Annotated in this window: 19 protein-coding genes and 1 other annotated feature; of the genes, 18 read left to right on the plus strand and 1 reads right to left on the minus strand. The window is 41.4% G+C overall.

Annotated elements, in window-relative coordinates; genetic code table 11:
• Window positions 1–55 precede the first annotated feature (55 nt).
• The 15 genes from ACSBOP_RS07375 (at window position 56) to ACSBOP_RS07445 (ending at window position 14,370) form a co-directional block, all read left to right on the plus strand.
• Complete coding sequence (locus ACSBOP_RS07375) at window positions 56–991, plus strand: cell division protein FtsQ/DivIB (protein ID WP_442603775.1); 936 nt, start codon at window positions 56–58, stop codon at window positions 989–991.
• Between the two features lie 283 nt (window positions 992–1,274).
• On the plus strand, window positions 1,275–2,519 hold the full coding sequence (gene ftsA / locus ACSBOP_RS07380) for a cell division protein FtsA (protein WP_442603776.1): 1,245 nt from the start codon (window positions 1,275–1,277) through the stop codon (window positions 2,517–2,519).
• 50 nt (window positions 2,520–2,569) lie between these two features.
• On the plus strand, window positions 2,570–3,691 hold the full coding sequence (gene ftsZ / locus ACSBOP_RS07385; RefSeq protein WP_442603777.1) for a cell division protein FtsZ: 1,122 nt from the start codon (window positions 2,570–2,572) through the stop codon (window positions 3,689–3,691).
• A 199-nt stretch (window positions 3,692–3,890) separates the two neighbouring features.
• A complete protein-coding gene (spoIIGA, locus tag ACSBOP_RS07390) occupies window positions 3,891–4,814 on the plus strand; it encodes a sigma-E processing peptidase SpoIIGA (RefSeq protein WP_442603778.1) in 924 nt (307 codons plus the stop codon).
• A gap of 33 nt (window positions 4,815–4,847) precedes the next feature.
• Entirely contained in the window at window positions 4,848–5,570 is a 723-nt protein-coding gene (sigE, locus tag ACSBOP_RS07395; protein WP_442603779.1) for an RNA polymerase sporulation sigma factor SigE, read from the plus strand.
• Between the two features lie 140 nt (window positions 5,571–5,710).
• The gene (gene sigG / locus ACSBOP_RS07400; RefSeq protein WP_258206057.1) at window positions 5,711–6,493 is read left to right on the plus strand and encodes an RNA polymerase sporulation sigma factor SigG; all 783 of its coding nucleotides are present in this window, start codon (window positions 5,711–5,713) and stop codon (window positions 6,491–6,493) included.
• A 60-nt stretch (window positions 6,494–6,553) separates the two neighbouring features.
• Window positions 6,554–6,853, plus strand: a complete 300-nt coding sequence (locus ACSBOP_RS07405) for a YlmC/YmxH family sporulation protein (protein ID WP_442603780.1) — start codon at window positions 6,554–6,556, stop codon at window positions 6,851–6,853.
• A gap of 165 nt (window positions 6,854–7,018) precedes the next feature.
• A complete protein-coding gene (gene pgeF / locus ACSBOP_RS07410) occupies window positions 7,019–7,879 on the plus strand; it encodes a peptidoglycan editing factor PgeF (RefSeq protein ID WP_442603781.1) in 861 nt (286 codons plus the stop codon).
• Window positions 7,880–7,911: 32 nt separating this feature from the next.
• Window positions 7,912–8,598 (plus strand): YggS family pyridoxal phosphate-dependent enzyme, encoded by a 687-nt coding sequence (locus ACSBOP_RS07415; protein WP_442603782.1) that lies wholly within the window; start codon window positions 7,912–7,914, stop codon window positions 8,596–8,598.
• Window positions 8,599–8,630: 32 nt separating this feature from the next.
• Window positions 8,631–9,098 (plus strand): cell division protein SepF, encoded by a 468-nt coding sequence (locus ACSBOP_RS07420; protein WP_442603783.1) that lies wholly within the window; start codon window positions 8,631–8,633, stop codon window positions 9,096–9,098.
• 23 nt (window positions 9,099–9,121) lie between these two features.
• On the plus strand, window positions 9,122–9,391 hold the full coding sequence (locus tag ACSBOP_RS07425; protein WP_442603784.1) for a YggT family protein: 270 nt from the start codon (window positions 9,122–9,124) through the stop codon (window positions 9,389–9,391).
• Window positions 9,392–9,404: 13 nt separating this feature from the next.
• Window positions 9,405–10,187: an RNA-binding protein gene (locus ACSBOP_RS07430; RefSeq protein ID WP_442603785.1), complete on the plus strand. Its 783-nt coding sequence runs from the start codon at window positions 9,405–9,407 to the stop codon at window positions 10,185–10,187.
• A 93-nt stretch (window positions 10,188–10,280) separates the two neighbouring features.
• The gene (locus ACSBOP_RS07435) at window positions 10,281–10,763 is read left to right on the plus strand and encodes a DivIVA domain-containing protein (RefSeq protein ID WP_442603786.1); all 483 of its coding nucleotides are present in this window, start codon (window positions 10,281–10,283) and stop codon (window positions 10,761–10,763) included.
• A gap of 55 nt (window positions 10,764–10,818) precedes the next feature.
• Window positions 10,819–11,077: a binding site (T-box leader), on the plus strand.
• 57 nt (window positions 11,078–11,134) lie between these two features.
• Window positions 11,135–13,912: an isoleucine--tRNA ligase gene (gene ileS, locus ACSBOP_RS07440; RefSeq protein WP_442603787.1), complete on the plus strand. Its 2,778-nt coding sequence runs from the start codon at window positions 11,135–11,137 to the stop codon at window positions 13,910–13,912.
• 119 nt (window positions 13,913–14,031) lie between these two features.
• The gene (locus ACSBOP_RS07445; protein WP_442603788.1) at window positions 14,032–14,370 is read left to right on the plus strand and encodes a DUF5665 domain-containing protein; all 339 of its coding nucleotides are present in this window, start codon (window positions 14,032–14,034) and stop codon (window positions 14,368–14,370) included.
• A 17-nt stretch (window positions 14,371–14,387) separates the two neighbouring features.
• On the opposite strand, the gene ACSBOP_RS07450 is transcribed toward ACSBOP_RS07445, so the two are convergent.
• Window positions 14,388–15,122: a TraR/DksA C4-type zinc finger protein gene (locus ACSBOP_RS07450; protein WP_442603789.1), complete on the minus strand. Its 735-nt coding sequence runs from the start codon at window positions 15,120–15,122 to the stop codon at window positions 14,388–14,390.
• Between the two features lie 128 nt (window positions 15,123–15,250).
• Between ACSBOP_RS07450 and lspA the strand changes: the two genes are divergently transcribed.
• Genes lspA through ACSBOP_RS07465 form a run of 3 tightly spaced genes read left to right on the plus strand, consistent with a single transcriptional unit; the run spans window position 15,251 to window position 17,901 of the window.
• Window positions 15,251–15,751 carry a signal peptidase II gene (gene lspA / locus ACSBOP_RS07455; RefSeq protein WP_442603790.1) on the plus strand — a complete coding sequence of 167 codons (501 nt, stop codon included), beginning with the start codon at window positions 15,251–15,253 and terminating at the stop codon, window positions 15,749–15,751.
• A complete protein-coding gene (locus ACSBOP_RS07460; RefSeq protein ID WP_442603791.1) occupies window positions 15,744–16,715 on the plus strand; it encodes an RluA family pseudouridine synthase in 972 nt (323 codons plus the stop codon). The genes lspA and ACSBOP_RS07460 overlap by 8 nt, the downstream gene beginning before the upstream one ends.
• A gap of 25 nt (window positions 16,716–16,740) precedes the next feature.
• Entirely contained in the window at window positions 16,741–17,901 is a 1,161-nt protein-coding gene (locus ACSBOP_RS07465; RefSeq protein WP_442603792.1) for an aminotransferase A, read from the plus strand.
• The last annotated feature ends 45 nt before the right edge of the window (window positions 17,902–17,946 follow it).

Raw genomic sequence — 17,946 nt, forward strand, 5'->3', positions numbered from 1 at the left:
TAGAAGTTTGATTTTGCTGGTTAATTTGGCAAATACTTCAACGGAGGTGTCTTTTTTGCGAGAAACAATGAGAATGCCTACGGTGCCGAACCTTTCACCCTCTGATCCACCAAGAAAAAGGGGACGCAAACTGCTTGTTTTCTTGGTACTTTTTTTTACAGCCTTATTACTTCTGTTATTTTTCCGGTCACCACTCAGTAAAGTATCCAAAATTGAAGTGGAAGGTAATCAACTTGTTCAAAGCGAAGATATTACAAAAGCTTCTGGGATACAAATTGAGAATCAGTTTTTTGGTGTCTCCTCCAGTGAGGTAGAAGAGAAAATTAAGCAAATGAAGATGATATCGAGTGTGAAAGTAAGTAAACATTTTCCAGGATCCATTGTCATTCAGGTCGAAGAGTATCCTAAAGTTGCGTTTCAATTTGGCGCAGACGGGCGCACACAATTCGTACTTGCAGATGGGACAGCAGTTTCAACGCAAGGCTTATTGTCTATTGTGGACAAACCATTCTTAACAGGATTCTCACAGGATGATCCAAGCAAAGATCAGCTATGTAAAATGTTAGCAGCCTTATCTTCCAATTTTCTCTATGAGATTTCGGAGATCAAACCTTTCGAACAAACAGAGGCGTATCCGGATAAGATTAAGCTATACACACGATCAGGCTATGAAGTCATTACAACAGTTAGTTATTTTCCAGATAAAATGGAGTATTTGAGTGCTTACATTCAGAATTTAAAAGAAAATAACTTAAGTTCAAGGCGTTTGACCTTGCTTGAAGTCGATAGTTACGCTGATATTGATGGTTCTTCTAAGAAGGACGAGCAGTCTACGAATAAAACAGAGGATCAAGCTAAGGATCAGGTTAAAGATGATAAGAGTGCGAAGAAAGGTGCTTCTTCACAACCACCAACAGCAACACCGAAACCTAATCGTACAGCAGCAAAGACGACGCCAACCCCATCAACAACTCATAAATCAGGTCAATAGTTATGTTGAAAAAATATGATTTGTTTGACAAATAAATGTGAGGCAGTTGGCTCGTAAAAATATAGCAAAAAAAAGGACTAGCACTACTCAATCTATGAAAAGAATGATAAAATGGTAATTATGTAGTGCTTTAACTAGGAATTCATTCCAAAAAAAGAATTTGCTGATCTTCAAAACTAGCGAAGAATAATTATGGAAAAAGGGAAATGGATACTTTTGTTGAATACAACAAGAATTAAGGTGTGAGATAATTTAACACATTAAGTGCAGGAGGTGCCAAAGCTTGAGCGGCAATGACATCATTGTGAGTTTAGACATCGGTACATCCAAAGTTCGCGCTATTATTGGAGAGGTCATTAATGGCTCCATTAATATAATAGGAGTAGGATCGGCTGAGTCTGAGGGTATTCGAAAAGGGGCTATAGTTGACATTGATCAATCTGTACAATCGATTCGCAATGCGATTGATCATGCCGAACGAATGGTTGGCATAACAATATCCGAAGTTTATGTTGGAATTACAGGTAATCATATCTCATTGCAATCCTCTCATGGCGTTGTAGCTGTCCAGAACGAGGACAGAGAAATTGGCGAAGATGATATTGAACGTGTCATCCAAGCAGCCAGAGTTATTGCATTGCCTCCTGAGCGTGAAATTATTGGCGTGGTGCCGAAGCAGTATTTAGTTGATGGTCAAGAAGGAATACAAGATCCTCGGGGAATGATTGGAGTCCGACTAGAAGTCGAAGCTACTATTGTCACCGGAGCGAAGACAAGCATACATAATTTAAAGCGTGTTGTAGAGAAAGCAGACTTGCATGTTGGCGGCTTAATTTTAATGTCGCTGGCTTCTGGACAACTAGCTTTAACGAAGGATGAGAAAAACGTAGGAACCGTTCTTGTTGAAGTTGGAGCTGGTTCTACGACTCTAGCTGTTTTCGAATCTGGAAATTTGGTAGCAACTTCCACTCTCCCCATTGGTGGCGAATACATTACAAGTGACATCGCATATGGACTTCATACACAAATGGATATCGCAGATCGAATCAAGTTGAAATATGCTTGTGCCGTTGTCGATGATGCGGCAGCAGATCAGGTGTTCAAGGTGACTCGTATGGGTAGTAACGTGGAAAAGGAATTTTCACAAATCGACTTGGCGAACATTGTAGAGCCACGTGCGCAGGAAATTTTTCAGTTGATTCGTGCGGAAGCACATCGGCTTGGATATGGCGATGCTTCAGGTGGTTTTGTATTGACAGGTGGGGCTGTGTCCATGCCTGGTATGCTATCGATTGCGCAAGTTGAACTTGCAACATCCGTTCGAATCGCAACACCGGAATACATTGGTGTCCGTGACCCGAGTTTCACAAGTGGTGTGGGTATCATTCAATTTGTACACAAGAACATCCGAAATCGCCATTTATCTCAAAATAAAAAAACAGTGACGAAAACAGTCTCAAAAACCGCTTCTGTTAAAAAAGAAGGTTGGTTTGAACGCATGAAAAACTTGGTTAAAGATTTCATTTGATAATCCACAACCGATGTACAAGCGAATGTGAAGTAGGGGGATGACTATTAATGTTTGAAATTGAACTTGATTTGGATCAACTCGCGCAAATTAAAGTCATCGGTGTTGGCGGCGGTGGTAGTAATGCTGTAAACCGAATGATCGAGAATGGTGTTCAAGGTGTGGAGTTTATTACAGTTAATACGGACGCGCAAGCACTGCATTTGGCAAAGTCCGAGCATAAGCTTCAGATCGGTGATAAACTGACTCGTGGTTTGGGAGCAGGAGCCAACCCAGATGTGGGTAAGAAGGCTGCGGAAGAATCACGCGAATTAATTATGAATACATTGCGCGGTGCAGATATGGTATTCGTTACTGCGGGAATGGGTGGCGGAACTGGTACAGGGGCAGCTCCAGCAATTGCTGAAATTGCCAAGGAGTGTGGCGCGCTGACAGTTGGTGTTGTAACAAGACCATTTACTTTTGAAGGTCGTAAACGTTCTCTTCAGGCGGAGCAAGGTATTGCTGCTCTTAGAGAAAAAGTAGATACATTGATCGTAATTCCAAATGATCGACTTCTTGAGATTGTTGACAAAAAGACACCGATGCTTGAAGCATTCCGCGCGGCAGACAATGTTCTACGTCAAGGTGTACAAGGGATTTCGGACTTGATCGCAGTACCAGGTCTAATTAACCTCGATTTTGCTGATGTGAAGACGATTATGACGGAGCGTGGCTCAGCTTTAATGGGCATTGGTGTTGCAACTGGTGAAAACCGTGCAGCAGAAGCAGCAAAGAAAGCAATCATGTCACCACTTTTGGAAACATCGATTGAAGGTGCTCGCGGCGTACTAATGAATATTACGGGTGGAACGAATCTGTCTTTGTACGAAGTGAATGAGGCTGCTGATATTGTGGCTTCAGCTTCAGACATTGATGTGAATATGATTTTCGGAGCAGTGATTAATGAGGAATTGAAAGAGGAAATCATGGTAACGGTTATCGCTACTGGATTTGAGCATAAACCAGCACCAGAACCTGTGCAGAGAAGACCTATCAATCCTGGAGTTTCTAATCCTGAACCAGCGAATCCAAGATCGAATATGTCTTCATTCCATGGTTCCAACCAACAAGCAACAGATTTTGATATTCCTGCATTTTTACGGAAGCAACCTCGTAGAAATGATGAATAATTTTATAAACAGAAAGAAGCTCTCGATAATCGAGGGCTTTTTTTTATGCTGATATCGCAATGATATCGTCAAGCACGGTGAAACTGTTTCTTATTGCTTGCCATATTGCGACAAAAATAGTGGACGTATGCTCCCAATTTTAGACAGACTTTGAAATGGGTATTCATTATACTGATCTTATCTCTCAGGAGGTGAGAGAGTGATTGTTTACTTGGATCTCATTTTTTTACTTAACTTTATAATGGATGGAATCATTCTGTATACGACTATAAAAATTCGTAAGATGCAAGTCATTTGGTGGAGGCTGCTATTATCTGCCGTAATTGGTGCATCCTATGTCGTAATGATGTTCTTTCCTGAATTCTCCTTTTCCATGACTTTTTTCGTGAAAATGTTCTTTTCTGTCATGATGATTCTGGTTGCTTTTCCATTTAAGAGTCTTGCAAATTTTTTGCGGCATTATGGATTGTTCTATGTCGTGAATTTTGTAGTAGGCGGTGGTATTTATGGGATCAAGTATGCCATGCAATCATCAGATGAACTCATGAACGGCATCATTTTCACACACAACGGATTCATGTATACGCCACAGATAACGCTTTTATTCATTGCAGTTATAGCTGCGCTGATGTTGATCCTCATTCGCAAGATGTTCGCGATCCAGAAGCGTAGAGAGCAGCTCATGACATATTTAGCCCGTGTATATGTGGAAGTAGAAGATTTTAATTGGAGTTGTATGGGGTTAATTGATACAGGAAATCAACTGTATGATCCGCTTACTAGACTTCCTGTGATGGTGATGGAAGTATCACAGTGGGAACAGATATTGCCCAGTAAATGGCTTGAGCTTATTCGTCTTTCACAGTCAGAGGCTTTATTAGCTTCATTAGGTGAAGAAGAATGCAAATGGCAGGATCGACTTCGCCTTGTGCCATATCGAGGTGTGAACAGATCAAGTCAATTTATGTTAGCTATAAAACCTGATCGGGTCATCGTTACTCATGATAATGGACAAACCGAATCGGTAAAAGTGTTAATTGGATTGGACGGTGGTCATTTGTGCCGTGACGGTTCTTATCAAGCAATCATTCATCCAGCTTTGGTTGCAGAGAGCGTATCATAAAACTATTATTCGTGAAATCGGGAGGAAATTTACATGCTCGTGAAATGGAAGCTTTGGCTGCAAATACGTTATTATCGTCTTTTAATTTTACTTCGACTAAAAGGCGATGAAATCTATTATATTGGGGGCAGCGAAGCGCTTCCGCCACCACTGTCCAAGGAAGAGGAAGAATATCTGCTTGATAAGCTTTCTTCCGGTGATGGTGCTATCCGAGCTATGCTGATTGAACGTAATTTGCGGCTCGTCGTTTATATTGCTCGTAAATTCGAGAATACAGGGATTAACATTGAAGACTTAATCTCTATCGGTGCGATTGGATTAATTAAAGCTGTCAATACATTTGATCCGGAGAAGAAGATAAAACTGGCTACTTATGCTTCAAGATGTATTGAAAATGAAATTCTCATGTATCTTCGTCGCAATTCTAAAATCCGTACGGAAGTATCGTTTGATGAACCTCTTAATATTGACTGGGATGGCAACGAGTTGTTGCTTTCTGATGTTCTTGGTACGGAGAATGATACGATATATCGGAATATTGAAGAGCAGGTTGATCGTAAACTGCTCCAAAAAGCACTCGACAAGTTGACAGAACGAGAACGTATCATCATGGAACTTCGATTTGGATTACAAGATGGGGAGGAAAAGACCCAGAAGGATGTTGCTGATTTACTTGGAATATCTCAGTCTTACATATCTCGATTGGAAAAACGAATTATTAAGCGACTTCGTAAAGAATTTAATAAAATGGTGTAAGCGACAACAATCCTTCCCGGCTTTCGTGTAAAGCGTTTTCAAGTGGTGATCCTCTTCAAATGGTCACCATTTTTTTACGCATAAAATTCACTCCCAAGGACATAATTGACATTAATGTTTCTCCTTGGGAGGTATTCACGATGACCCGTAACAAAGTTGAGATCTGTGGCGTTGATACTGCCAAACTACCCGTTCTAACCAACGTTGAGATGCGCGATTTGTTTACACGATTGCAGACTCAAAATGAGCGTGGAGCAAGAGAGAAGTTAGTAAATGGGAACCTGCGATTAGTGTTGAGCGTCATTCAGCGTTTTAATAATCGTGGAGAATATGTAGATGATCTTTTTCAAGTAGGATGTATTGGCCTTATGAAAGCAATAGACAATTTTGACTTGGGGCAAAATGTAAAATTTTCCACTTATGCTGTACCGATGATTATTGGAGAAATTCGTCGTTATTTACGTGATAACAATCCAATTCGTGTGTCTCGATCGCTGCGAGATATTGCGTATAAAGCTCTTCAAGTGCGTGATTCTTTAACGAATATGAACTCGCGAGAACCTACGATATTTGAAATTTCAGAAGCGATTAATGTACCCAAAGAAGATGTTGTATTTGCACTTGATGCGATTCAGGACCCGGTATCATTATTTGAACCTATTTATCATGATGGTGGAGATCCGATCTATGTCATGGATCAAATTTCTGATGAGCGGAACAAAGATATGACCTGGATTGAAGGGATTGCACTTCGTGAGGCGATGCGCAGACTGGGTGATCGCGAGAAATTAATTTTATCGATGCGTTTCTTTGATGGAAAAACCCAGATGGAAGTAGCAGATGAAATTGGCATCTCACAGGCACAAGTATCACGCTTAGAGAAGTCAGCTATTTCGCAAATGCAAAAGCATGTAAAATCGTAGTCAATGTTTGCCCACTTTCCACATATACTAGAAAAAAACAAGGATATGTGGTGAATTCCCGTGAAAATATCGGATTTTCAAACGAAGGATGTTATTAACATTGTCGACGGGAAAAAGCTTGGTCAAGTTAGTGATTTAGAGCTGGATCTCAAACAAGGGCGTATTGATGCAATTATTGTCCCCACACAAGGGAAATTTTTTGGAATGTTCGGGGGCAGTACGGATGTGATCATTCCGTGGAAAAATATTGTGAAAATCGGAATGGATGTTGTTTTGGTGAAGTTAGATGAGGGTCGCATGTATCGGGCAGTAGAAGAAGGCGATACTTCGTATGAATACAATAAACAGTATCGCTCATGAAGATTGCACACGTAAGGTTCGGTAACCCTAAAAGGACCGACTATCGTGTGCTTTTTTATATGACCTAAAGAAACTTGAAACCCCGCCTAAGTAAGGACGGTGGAGTCGTATCTTCTGGTGTGATACACTTATGGGAGGGATGACACAAGGAGCGGGAGGATGATCATGGAACATAGAGAACCTTTTACAAGAATAGATCAACAGCAGCACCCGACATTGATGAAATTAACCAATTGGATGAAAGATGATTCACGGATAACTGCTGGATTCACATCTCGTATTGGGGGAGTAAGTCAAGCGCCGTTTGATTCACTTAATTGTGGTTTGCATGTGCAAGATTTATCTGAGGATGTTGTGCGAAACAGGGAGCTCGTAGCAAGCGCGTTATCCATCTCGCCAGATACATGCACATATGCGGAGCAGGTGCATGGTTGTGATGTTGTCATTGTAACAGGATCTGATAAAGGAAAAGGGCATTCTTCAAGAGAAGATGCGATCCAAGCTGTAGATGGATTGGTCACTAATGAGACAGGTATTTGTCTATGTATGATGTATGCGGATTGCGTACCTTTATTTTTTTGGGATCCGGTGAAGCGTGTTATTGCTTTGTCCCATGCAGGTTGGAAGGGGAGCGTCCTCGATATTGCAGGTGTTACTGTGGATAAGATGAGATCAGCTTTTGACTGTCAACCCGAGGACATTCAAGCGGTTGTAGGTCCATCTATTGGTGGATGCTGCTACGAGGTGGATGACCGAATTGCAGATCGTGTAAAAATCCATTTTGAACCCTTGCGGAAAATAGGTATAGGCACGGATGGAATTCTACAAGAAATAGTTGATACAGGAAAATACATGTTGAATTTACAACTTTTCAATCAGGCCATGTTATTAAAAGCAGGAATATTGTCGACTCATATCGAAGTATCAGGATTATGCACCAGTTGCCATACAGAGCTATTCTTCTCCCACCGCAAAGAAGGTGGACAAACCGGTAGAATGGTTGCTTGGATGGCAATGAATGAATAGCGAGCGGAAATAGAAGTGAGGTGAAGGCAGCAATGACCATGCAGCAGCGAATCGAACACATTGAATCATCGATTGCCGCGGCTTGTTCTCGAGTAGGTAGAGATCCTCGAAGCGTTCAAGTAATAGCGGTAACCAAGTATGTGGGCATTCCGGAAACCGAGGAAGTATTAGCACATGGATTCAAACATATCGGTGAGAACCGTTGGCAGGATGCAAAAGTGAAGTGGGAATTGCTTGGTAATCAAGGTGAATGGCATTTTATCGGTCACTTGCAGACGAATAAAGTGAAAGATGTTATGGGTAAGTTTGCATATATTCATTCTTTAGATCGAATGTCGCTTGCAACTGAGTTGAATAAAGCAGCAGCAAAGCTTGGTTTTGTTCAACGTTGTTTCATTCAAGTAAATGTATCAGGTGAAGAATCTAAGTATGGTTTAGCACCAGAGCAGCTTTATGATTTTGTGAAACAAATCGGTTCATTATCGCATATTCGAATTGAAGGTTTAATGACGATGGCGCCATTTGAAGGAGAACCAGAAGATACACGTCCTGTTTTTGGAGGACTTCGTGAATTGCGGGATGAATTAAATAAACGTCAAATCCTGCCTTATGAGATTAGCCATTTGTCGATGGGGATGTCCAACGACTATGAAGTGGCTATTGAGGAAGGTGCGACATTTGTAAGGCTGGGCTCCGTCCTTGTTAAATCAGCCAAATAATTCCTGAATTCTTAATTAAGGAGGAATGAAAGATGGGAGTCATCAAGAAGTTTATGAACTATATAGGATTGCAAGAAGAAGAGCAAGAGGTGGAGTTTGATAAAGTGCGGGAACGAGAGATGGATAAGTTCCAACAGCCGAATAATCAACATGAGGAAGAAGAAACGGAATATAATACGAATGAAAATCGTCAACGCTCGAAAAATAACATCGTATCGATTCATTCGCAGAAAAACTCTCGTGTAGTACTATTTGAACCTCGTTCTTTTGAAGATGCACAGGAGCTAGCCGATCATCTGCGCAGTCGACGAGCAGTTGTCGTGAACTTGCAACGCATCCGTTCGGACGTGGCAATTCGAATAGTTGATTTTTTAAGTGGTACCGTGTATGCTTTGAACGGTTCGATATCTAAGCTTGGTCCGAGTATTTATTTGTGCACACCGGATTCGATGGAGATTCAGGGCTCTATCTCGGATTTGATGTATGAGAGTCAGACATAATTAGGATTAAGGCAGGTGAGTTCGTGGATATTAGTGTTTTTAAAACAATTGATACCCTATTTTTAATTTATCGTTATATGATTATTGCGTATATCTTGCTAAGCTGGTTCCCTAATGCTCGTGAGAGCTCAATTGGTATGTTGCTTAGTCGATTAGTTGAACCGTATTTATCTCCGTTTCGTCGTTTCGTCCCACCACTGGGGCCAATCGATTTCTCTCCAATCGTAGCTCTATTCGCACTGATCTTCTTGCAGCAAGGTGTAGTCTACGTACTTTCATTAATAATGTTTTAGATGGTGATTTGCTATGAATAAAGAATTTTATGCGCATTTTCATCCAGATGAACGACACTTTGTAGATCGAGCATTGGAATGGATAACGCGTGCTGCAGATAGTCATGCAGTGACGAGGACTGATTTTCTTGATCCTCGTCAAGCTTTTATTTTGACAACACTTGTTAACCGGAATTTGGATGTTCATTGTATTTTCAATGGTGGAACGCCAAGTGCTGAACGGAAGCGGGCTATTATTGGACCGTCTTATCGGGAATTGGAAGAAGAAGATTTCGGTCTTGAAGTGCTGCAGATCCAATCTGATGATAGTAAATTTGCTTCCCTTGAGCATGGGGATTTTATGGGTGCTGTCTTGAATGTTGGTATGAAGCGGGATAAAGTTGGAGATATCCACGTAAATATTCATACCGCACATATCGTGATCGCATCTGAAGCCATTTCTTACATGCATCTACAGTTGTCGCAAGTGCATCGTGTACATGTCCAGACGGAGATCTTACCGATATCCAAACTCGAAATCTCTGTACAAAAACTGGAGGAACTAAGTTTCTCCGTTGCGTCTATGAGGCTCGATGGCATTCTAAGTGATGCATGGCGGCTTTCTCGTGCCAAAATTGTCCAACCTATCCAAGCGGGTAAATGTCGAGTGAATTGGAAACCTGAACTGAGTCCAAGTAAGGAGTTAAAGGAAGGCGACGTCGTTTCCTTGCAAGGATTCGGAAGGTTTAAGGTACTTGAGGTGGAGGGTTTGACAAAAAAAGGCAGATTACGTGTAAAAATAGGGAAATATGCATGAAGATCTAATTATTATTTAAAGGAATTTCCTTGTTTTTGTCGAAAGTAATATAATGTCGTTTTGTTTCTTTTTTATTTTTCAGGGGGTGCACCAATGCCGATCATGCCATTAGATATTCACAATAAAGAATTTTCGAGATCTTTTCGTGGATATGACGAAGATCAGGTTAATGAATTTCTGGATCAGATTATTAAGGATTATGAATCATTAATTCGCGAAAATAAAGAAATTCAAAATAAGGTCTTGACGATGGAAGAACGTCTAGGTCATTTTGCAAACATAGAAGAAACATTAAGCAAGACAATCATCGTGGCGCAAGAAGCGGCAGATGAAGTGAAGAGCAACGCAAAGAAAGAAGCACAACTCATCCTCAAGGAAGCAGAGAAGAATGCGGATCGTATCATTAATGAATCTTTAGTGAAATCCCGCAAAGTTGCTTTAGAGGTGGAAGAACTAAAAAAACAGGCATCTATTTATAGAACAAGATTCCGTACTTTGCTTGAAGCGCAGCTTGAGCTCTTGAGTACAGAGGATTGGGCTTCTCTTGAAGCTGCACCTGCTGAACATCAGAACTAAGGAAATATTGACTATAAACAATGAATTCGATATACTCCTGTTAACTGAACATGTTTACAAATCGAGGACTGGGTCGAGTATTCCGTTACATGCAGTGTCAGCGAGTTAGGGTATGGTGTGAGCCTAACCATTGCGTCGGATGAAAATCCCCCAGGAGTATCTCTTGAAATTGAAGTAGAGAGTATCGGGTAATTCCGTTATCAATTAACAAGTGAAAACGAGGGGCATCGTGTCCCAGCTGATTCAAATTCATGAATGAGTTTATTGTCGTTTTAACTAGGGTGGTACCGCGAGTATAACTTCTCGTCCCTTTTGGGATGAGAAGTTTTTTTGTTTTTCATTGAAGGATTATAGAAGGGGTTGGACAGAAAATGGATTACGGTAAAACATTAAACTTACTTAAAACAGATTTTCCAATGAGAGGAAATCTGCCGCAAGCTGAACCGAATATGCAAGCATGGTGGGATGAAATTGATATTTATTCGAAAGTGAAGGAGAGTCGTAAAGGTAAACCTAAGTTTATTCTTCATGATGGTCCTCCCTATGCGAATGGAGATATTCATATTGGTCATGCGATGAATAAAGTGATCAAGGATATTATCGTTCGTTTCAAATCTTTACAAGGTTATGATGCACCCTATGTACCTGGTTGGGATACACACGGTTTACCGATTGAACAAGCAATTACAAATTCGGGTAAAGTGGATCGCAAGCAAATGGGCATCTCTGAGTTCCGTGAATATTGTAAAGAATATGCTCTGCAATGGGTGGAAAAACAGAAAGAGCAATTCCGTCGTCTAGGTATTCGTGGCGATTGGAGCAATCCGTACATCACTTTGCAACCTGAATTCGAAGCACAGCAAATTCGAGTATTCGGTGAGATGGTAAATAAAGGTTATATCTATAAGGGCCTAAAGCCTGTGTACTGGTCTCCGTCCTCAGAAAGTGCACTTGCAGAGGCAGAGATTGAATATCGTGAAAAAGTTTCAACTTCAATCTATGTTGCTTTTGATGTAAAAGACGGTAAAGGTAAACTTCCACAGGATGCAGCTATTATCATCTGGACGACGACACCTTGGACATTGCCGGCTAACTTAGGGATTTCTGTTCATCCAGATTTTGAATATGTTGTGGTGAATGTGGAAGGTAAGAAATATGTTGTCGCTGAAGGACTACTTGCATCTGTGTCTCAAGCCATTGGTTGGGGCGAAGTAGAAATTCTATCTAAAGTAAAAGGCAGCGAATTGGAGTATGTAACTTGCCAGCATCCGTTCTATGATCGTGAGTCACTTGTCATGGTAGGCGAACATGTAACGCTTGATGCAGGTACGGGATGCGTACACACTGCACCAGGACATGGGGAAGAAGACTTTGGTATTGGACAAAGATACAAGATTGGTGTGCTATGCCCGGTAGACGATCAAGGTCATATGACTGCTGAAGCACCTGGTTATGAAGGTCTATTTTATGAAAAAGCAAGTAAGCTAGTGGTTGAGCATTTAGTGGAAAATGGCCACTTGCTGCACCAAGCTACAATCAAGCACCAATACGCACATGATTGGCGTACCAAGAAACCTGTTATTTATCGTGCGACAGAACAATGGTTCGCGTCTATTGATAAATTCCGTGCTGAGATGCTCGATGAGATTAAGAAAGTGAAATGGACACCGCGTTGGGGCGAGACTCGCCTACACAATATGATCGCGGATCGCGGAGACTGGTGTATTTCTCGTCAACGTGTATGGGGTGTACCTATTCCAATTTTCTATTGCCGCAAATGCAGCGAGCCACTTGTGAACGAGCACACGATTGATCATGTAGCAAATTTATTTGCAAAAGAAGGTTCCAACTCTTGGTTTATTCGTTCGGAAAAAGAGTTAATGCCAGAAGGCTCGACTTGTGCAGCATGTGGTCATCATGATTTCAGTAAAGAAAAAGATATCATGGACGTATGGTTCGATTCTGGTTCCTCTCATCATGCGGTATTGGCAGCACGTCCTGAACTTCAATGGCCTGCTGACTTGTACATGGAAGGTTCTGACCAATATCGCGGTTGGTTCAACTCCTCACTTATCACAGGTGTGGCACTTAGAGGGGAATCACCCTATAAAGCCATCCTTTCCCATGGATTTACGCTAGACGGTGAAGGTCGCAAGATGTCCAAATCACTTGGAAACACAGTAGATCCAATTAAAGTCGCGGATAAATTAGGAGCAGATATTCTACGTCTATGGGTATCTTCTGTTGACTATCAATCAGATGTGCGAATTTCAGATAACATTTTGAATCAAACGAGCGAAGGTTATCGTAAGATTCGTAACACACTTCGCTTCTTGCTTGGTAACTTAGGAAACTTTGATCCGAAGGCAGATCGTGTTAATTTTGCTGATATGAAAGAGCTTGAACAGTACACATTGATCAGCTTGAATCGCATGATGGATAAAGTCCTAAATGCATATGAAAATTACGAGTTCCATGTTGTATATCAAGAAATTCATCATTTCTGTGCGGTTGAGATGAGTTCTTTGTTCATGAATGTGCGGAAAGATTGTCTTTATGTAGATGCTGCAGATGCGGTTGAGCGTAAAGCGGCACAGACGGTACTATATGATGTTCTACTTAGTATCACGAAGTTGATCTCGCCAATTCTGCCACATACTTCAGATGAAGTGTGGAAGTTCATCCCAGGAGTTGAAGGAATCAGCGTTCAATTAAGCGAAATGCCAACTGTCAATACAGACATTTTTAATGCTGAACTGGAAAAGAAATGGAATGACTTCCTTGAAGTGCGCGATGAAGTGCTTAAAGCGCTAGAAGAAGCACGTAAGGCAAAAGTGATTGGTGACCCGCTTGGAGCTGCTATTGCTCTTTATCCGAATACAGAAGCACATGCTTTGCTTCAACAGATGCAAGAACTAGAGCAGTTGTTTGTTGTGTCTAGTGTTCAGATTCATGATGCTGGTAAGCAAGCACCAAGTGAAGCCTTGAAGTCTGAGAAGTTATCTATTGCAGTTACGGTTGCTGACGGTGAGAAGTGTGAACGCTGTTGGATGGTGAAACCTGAAGTAGGTAATAGCGAGGAATATCCAACTTTATGCGTAAGATGTTCCGAAGTTGTCGATACTCATTATAAAGAAATGATGGAGTAGTCATACATTAAAAACGAGCTTTCGCGCTAAGCTAGAGATGCTTTTATGCATACTGCTACGCGGAGAGCTCGTTTCCATTGTTTTTTACATGATGAGTAAAAGCAACTGGAGGCAGAAGTATGAATCAACACGATGACCACAAAACAGAACAGCAAGAACATTGTAATGAGACACTTCTGGAAAAGTTAAACGAAAAGATAAGTGAACTGGCAGAGCACATGCAAAGGCTGCATGTTGCCGATTATTTGCAGTTGTTGAACCGCCCACGTCGATTAATTTGGCTTAACTTCATAGGAGGTATATCCAAAGGCTTCGGAATTGCAGTGGGTTTTACAATATTTACGGGAACAGTTCTTTATTTGCTAGAAGTTCTTGGTTCATTGGGACTGCCTATTATTGGTGACTACATTACGACGATTGTGAATTATGTGCAGAAGGAATTGGCACTTAGAAAATAAATAGTTGATCTTCTGGGTCAATATTCATCTTGCTGAGATTCATCAAATTCAAGTAATGCTTCGCCTTCACCATCGTGTATATATTGATGATACGCTTTATTGCGTACAACAGACAGCTGCTTGCCATAGAGGTCCGTTGCCAGAAAGCTCTCGAATGGTTCAACATAACCATCTGCTTCATCCGATTCGATGGTCATCTCATCATAGCTAGTTACATCACGATTTTCAGACATTGCTGGAGAGTTGGAGTTGCCCCAACTTGCAACAATTTGCCAAGCGTCTTCACCATCAAACCCCGTCCATTCTGAGCGTTCGTCCATACTTGTACGACCAAATGGAGGTGCAAGGAATTCTTCTTCGATTGGCCTACGGTCTGATGAATGTTGACTTGGTGAATGTGTTTTGCAATAAAGGGTTGTCGGTACGGCTTGAAGTCGCTCATAATCAATGGGGGTATTGCATGTACGGCATATGCCATAAGTACCTTGTTGCATAGCAACTAAAGCTTTATTAACTTCGTTTAGGTGTTCTTCGTAATTTTCTTGCAGGGCGATGTCTTTTTCTCTTTCATAAAGCTCAGTTGCCGTGTCTCCAGGATGATTGTCATAAGCTGATAGTTCACCGCTTGCTTCACGCAATGAGTTTGATAAGCCGAATGAGCCATCTTGGCCGGCATGTTCTTTTAAGAACTTTTGTTCATTCTGGAGTTGCTTTTTTAATTCAAATAGCTCTGAATTGGTCAAATGATACACTAGATCTCACAGCTCCCTTCAATCGGGTTTCTTATTAAGTATTGTGAGCATAGCAGGATATTTTGAATAGAGGTAAATCCTTGCTACAATAGTGAGGTATATGTTTGGATGCAAAGGGGAAGTGGAGCATGCTTTATTATTTATATGCACTAATCGTTATTATCGTAGATCAGATTACGAAATTGCTTATTCGGCATCAAATGGAAGTAGGGCAATCGATTTCAGTAATAGGTGAGTTTTTTCAATTAACTTCCCATCGAAATCGAGGAGCGGCGTTCGGCATCTTGATGGGTCAGCGCTGGTTCTTTATTGTCGTCACAACTGTTGTTGTAATTGGAATAGTGATCTATTTGCGTAAAATCGCACACGAAGGTCGTCGTTTATTTTCATGGGCATTGTGTTTAATTCTTGGAGGCGCGATTGGTAATTTTATTGATCGTATTCTCTTTAGTGAAGTAACAGATTTTTTCCATTTCCATTTTGTGTTTGATTTGTTTGGTAAGCACATTGATTATGAATACGCGATTTTTAATGTAGCGGATTGTGCGATTGTGATTGGTGTCTGTTTCGCACTGATCGATACTTTTGTAGTTTGGAGAAAAGAAAGTAGAGGGAATGCGAATGGGTAATTCGGGCGATGGCCTAGATCTTCAAGAGAATATCGATTGGGACGTGCAAGAAGAGCAAGAGTGGGTCGTTGATCAAATGCAAAGCGGAGAGAGAATCGATAAGTTTCTTACAGAAAGCTTAGACGATGTTTCGCGGACGCAAGTACAGCAATGGGTAAAAGATGGGTGTATTCGTGTGAATCGTTCTGTCGTAAAACCTAATTACAAGCTAGTAACTGGTGATGTACTCACACTTGTTGTACCGGAATCCAAAGAATCTGAGATCGGGCCAGAAGATATCCCAATTGAAGTTGTATATGAAGACGGTGATGTCATTGTCGTGAATAAGCCCCGCGGTATGGTTGTGCATCCTGCAGCGGGACATCCAAATGGAACGCTTGTTAACGCGCTTCTTTACCATTGTAAGGACTTATCAGGTATAAATGGTGTAATGCGTCCTGGTATTGTTCATCGCATTGATAAGGATACTTCAGGACTTCTGATGGCGGCAAAAAATGATCTTTCACATTCAAGTTTAGCTGATCAGCTAAAAGCACATAGTGTGAATCGTAAATACTTAGCTATCGTGCATGGTGATGTTGCACATGAGCAAGGAACGATTGACGCACCAATTGGGCGAGACCCATATGATCGAAAGCTATACACGGTTACAGATAAAAACGCCAAACATGCTGTGACCCATTTCTCTGTTATTGAGCGATTTGGGGATTGTACACTTGTGGAGCTTAAGCTAGAAACAGGCCGCACCCATCAAATTCGCGTGCATATGAAATTTATCGGTCATCCACTTGTTGGAGATCCTGCTTATGGTGGTCGTAATAAAAATATTACGATGGTGGGCGGACAAGCATTACATGCTGCATTATTAGGCTTTGTTCATCCGCGTACAGAGAAGTATCATGAATTTGAAGCACCGCTTCCTGCGGATATGGAACAATTGCTTCATAATTTGCGCAATCGCTAGGACGATGAAACATGGGGGAGAGAACATGGAACATCTCGTTAATCCAAGGGTAAAAGAGATCCAAATTTCCGGTATCCGTAAAATTGCTAATCTCATTAGTCAATATGATAACGTTCTTTCTTTAACAATAGGCCAGCCCGATTTTCCAACACCTGAACATATTTTGGAAGCGGGTATTGATGCGATTAATAGCCATAAGACCGTGTATACACCGAATCATGGCCTAATCGAGCTTCGCAGGGCGGTAAGTCATTTTATAGAGCAAAAGTATGGTCTTGTCTACAAAGCTGAAGATGAAGTGATTGTGACGACAGGAGCGAGCCAAGCGCTCGATATAACCCTTCGGACCATTCTTGTTGAGGGCAGTGAAGTGATTCTTCCAGCACCTATATACCCTGGCTATGAGCCGCTTATTCGTCTGGCGGGAGGGGTGCCTGTACTGGTGGATACGACGAAGCATGAGTTTAAACTAACTGCTGACCTCATTGCTGCGAACTTAACAGAGAAGACTCGCGCAGTCGTTCTATGCTACCCATCTAACCCAACTGGCCAATTGTTGAATGAGACTGAGCTAAATGACATTGCAGCTCTTTTACAAGATAAAGATGTATTCGTAATCTCTGATGAAATATACAGTGAATTGATCTATGGTCCTACTCACCATTCGATTGCTGCCATCCCAGGTATGCGAGAGAAGACAATCGTCATTAACGGACTATCTAAGTCGCACTCAATGACAGGATGGCGTATTGGCTTTACCTTTGCTCCTGCAGCGATAAGTCAGCATATGGTGAAAGTGCACCAATATAATGTGACTTGTGCAAGCTCTATCAGCCAGTATGCGGCTTTGGAAGCATTGATGAATGGTATTCATGATGCGGATCCAATGAAGAAGGAATATAAAGCGAGATTGGATTTTGTCTATGGTCGATTAGTGGAAATGGGATTTAAAGTGACAAAGCCTGAGGGTGCATTTTATATTTTCCCATCAATCGAACAGTTTGGTTTGAGTTCATTCGATTTTACGATGAAGTTGCTTGAGCAAGAGAGGGTCGGGGTTGTGCCTGGAGATGCATTTTCCTCTTATGGAGAGGGGTACATTCGGATTTCCTATGCTTACTCCATGGAAGTCTTGCAGGAAGCTATGGTGCGTCTAGAGCGCTTTGTAAAGTCGATAGCGAAGTGAATTTATAAGTAAATGACCATCCAATTGAATTGAAATTGGATGGTC

The organism is Paenibacillus sp. KN14-4R, assembly GCF_052180255.1.
Lineage (GTDB): Bacteria > Bacillota > Bacilli > Paenibacillales > NBRC-103111 > Paenibacillus_AM.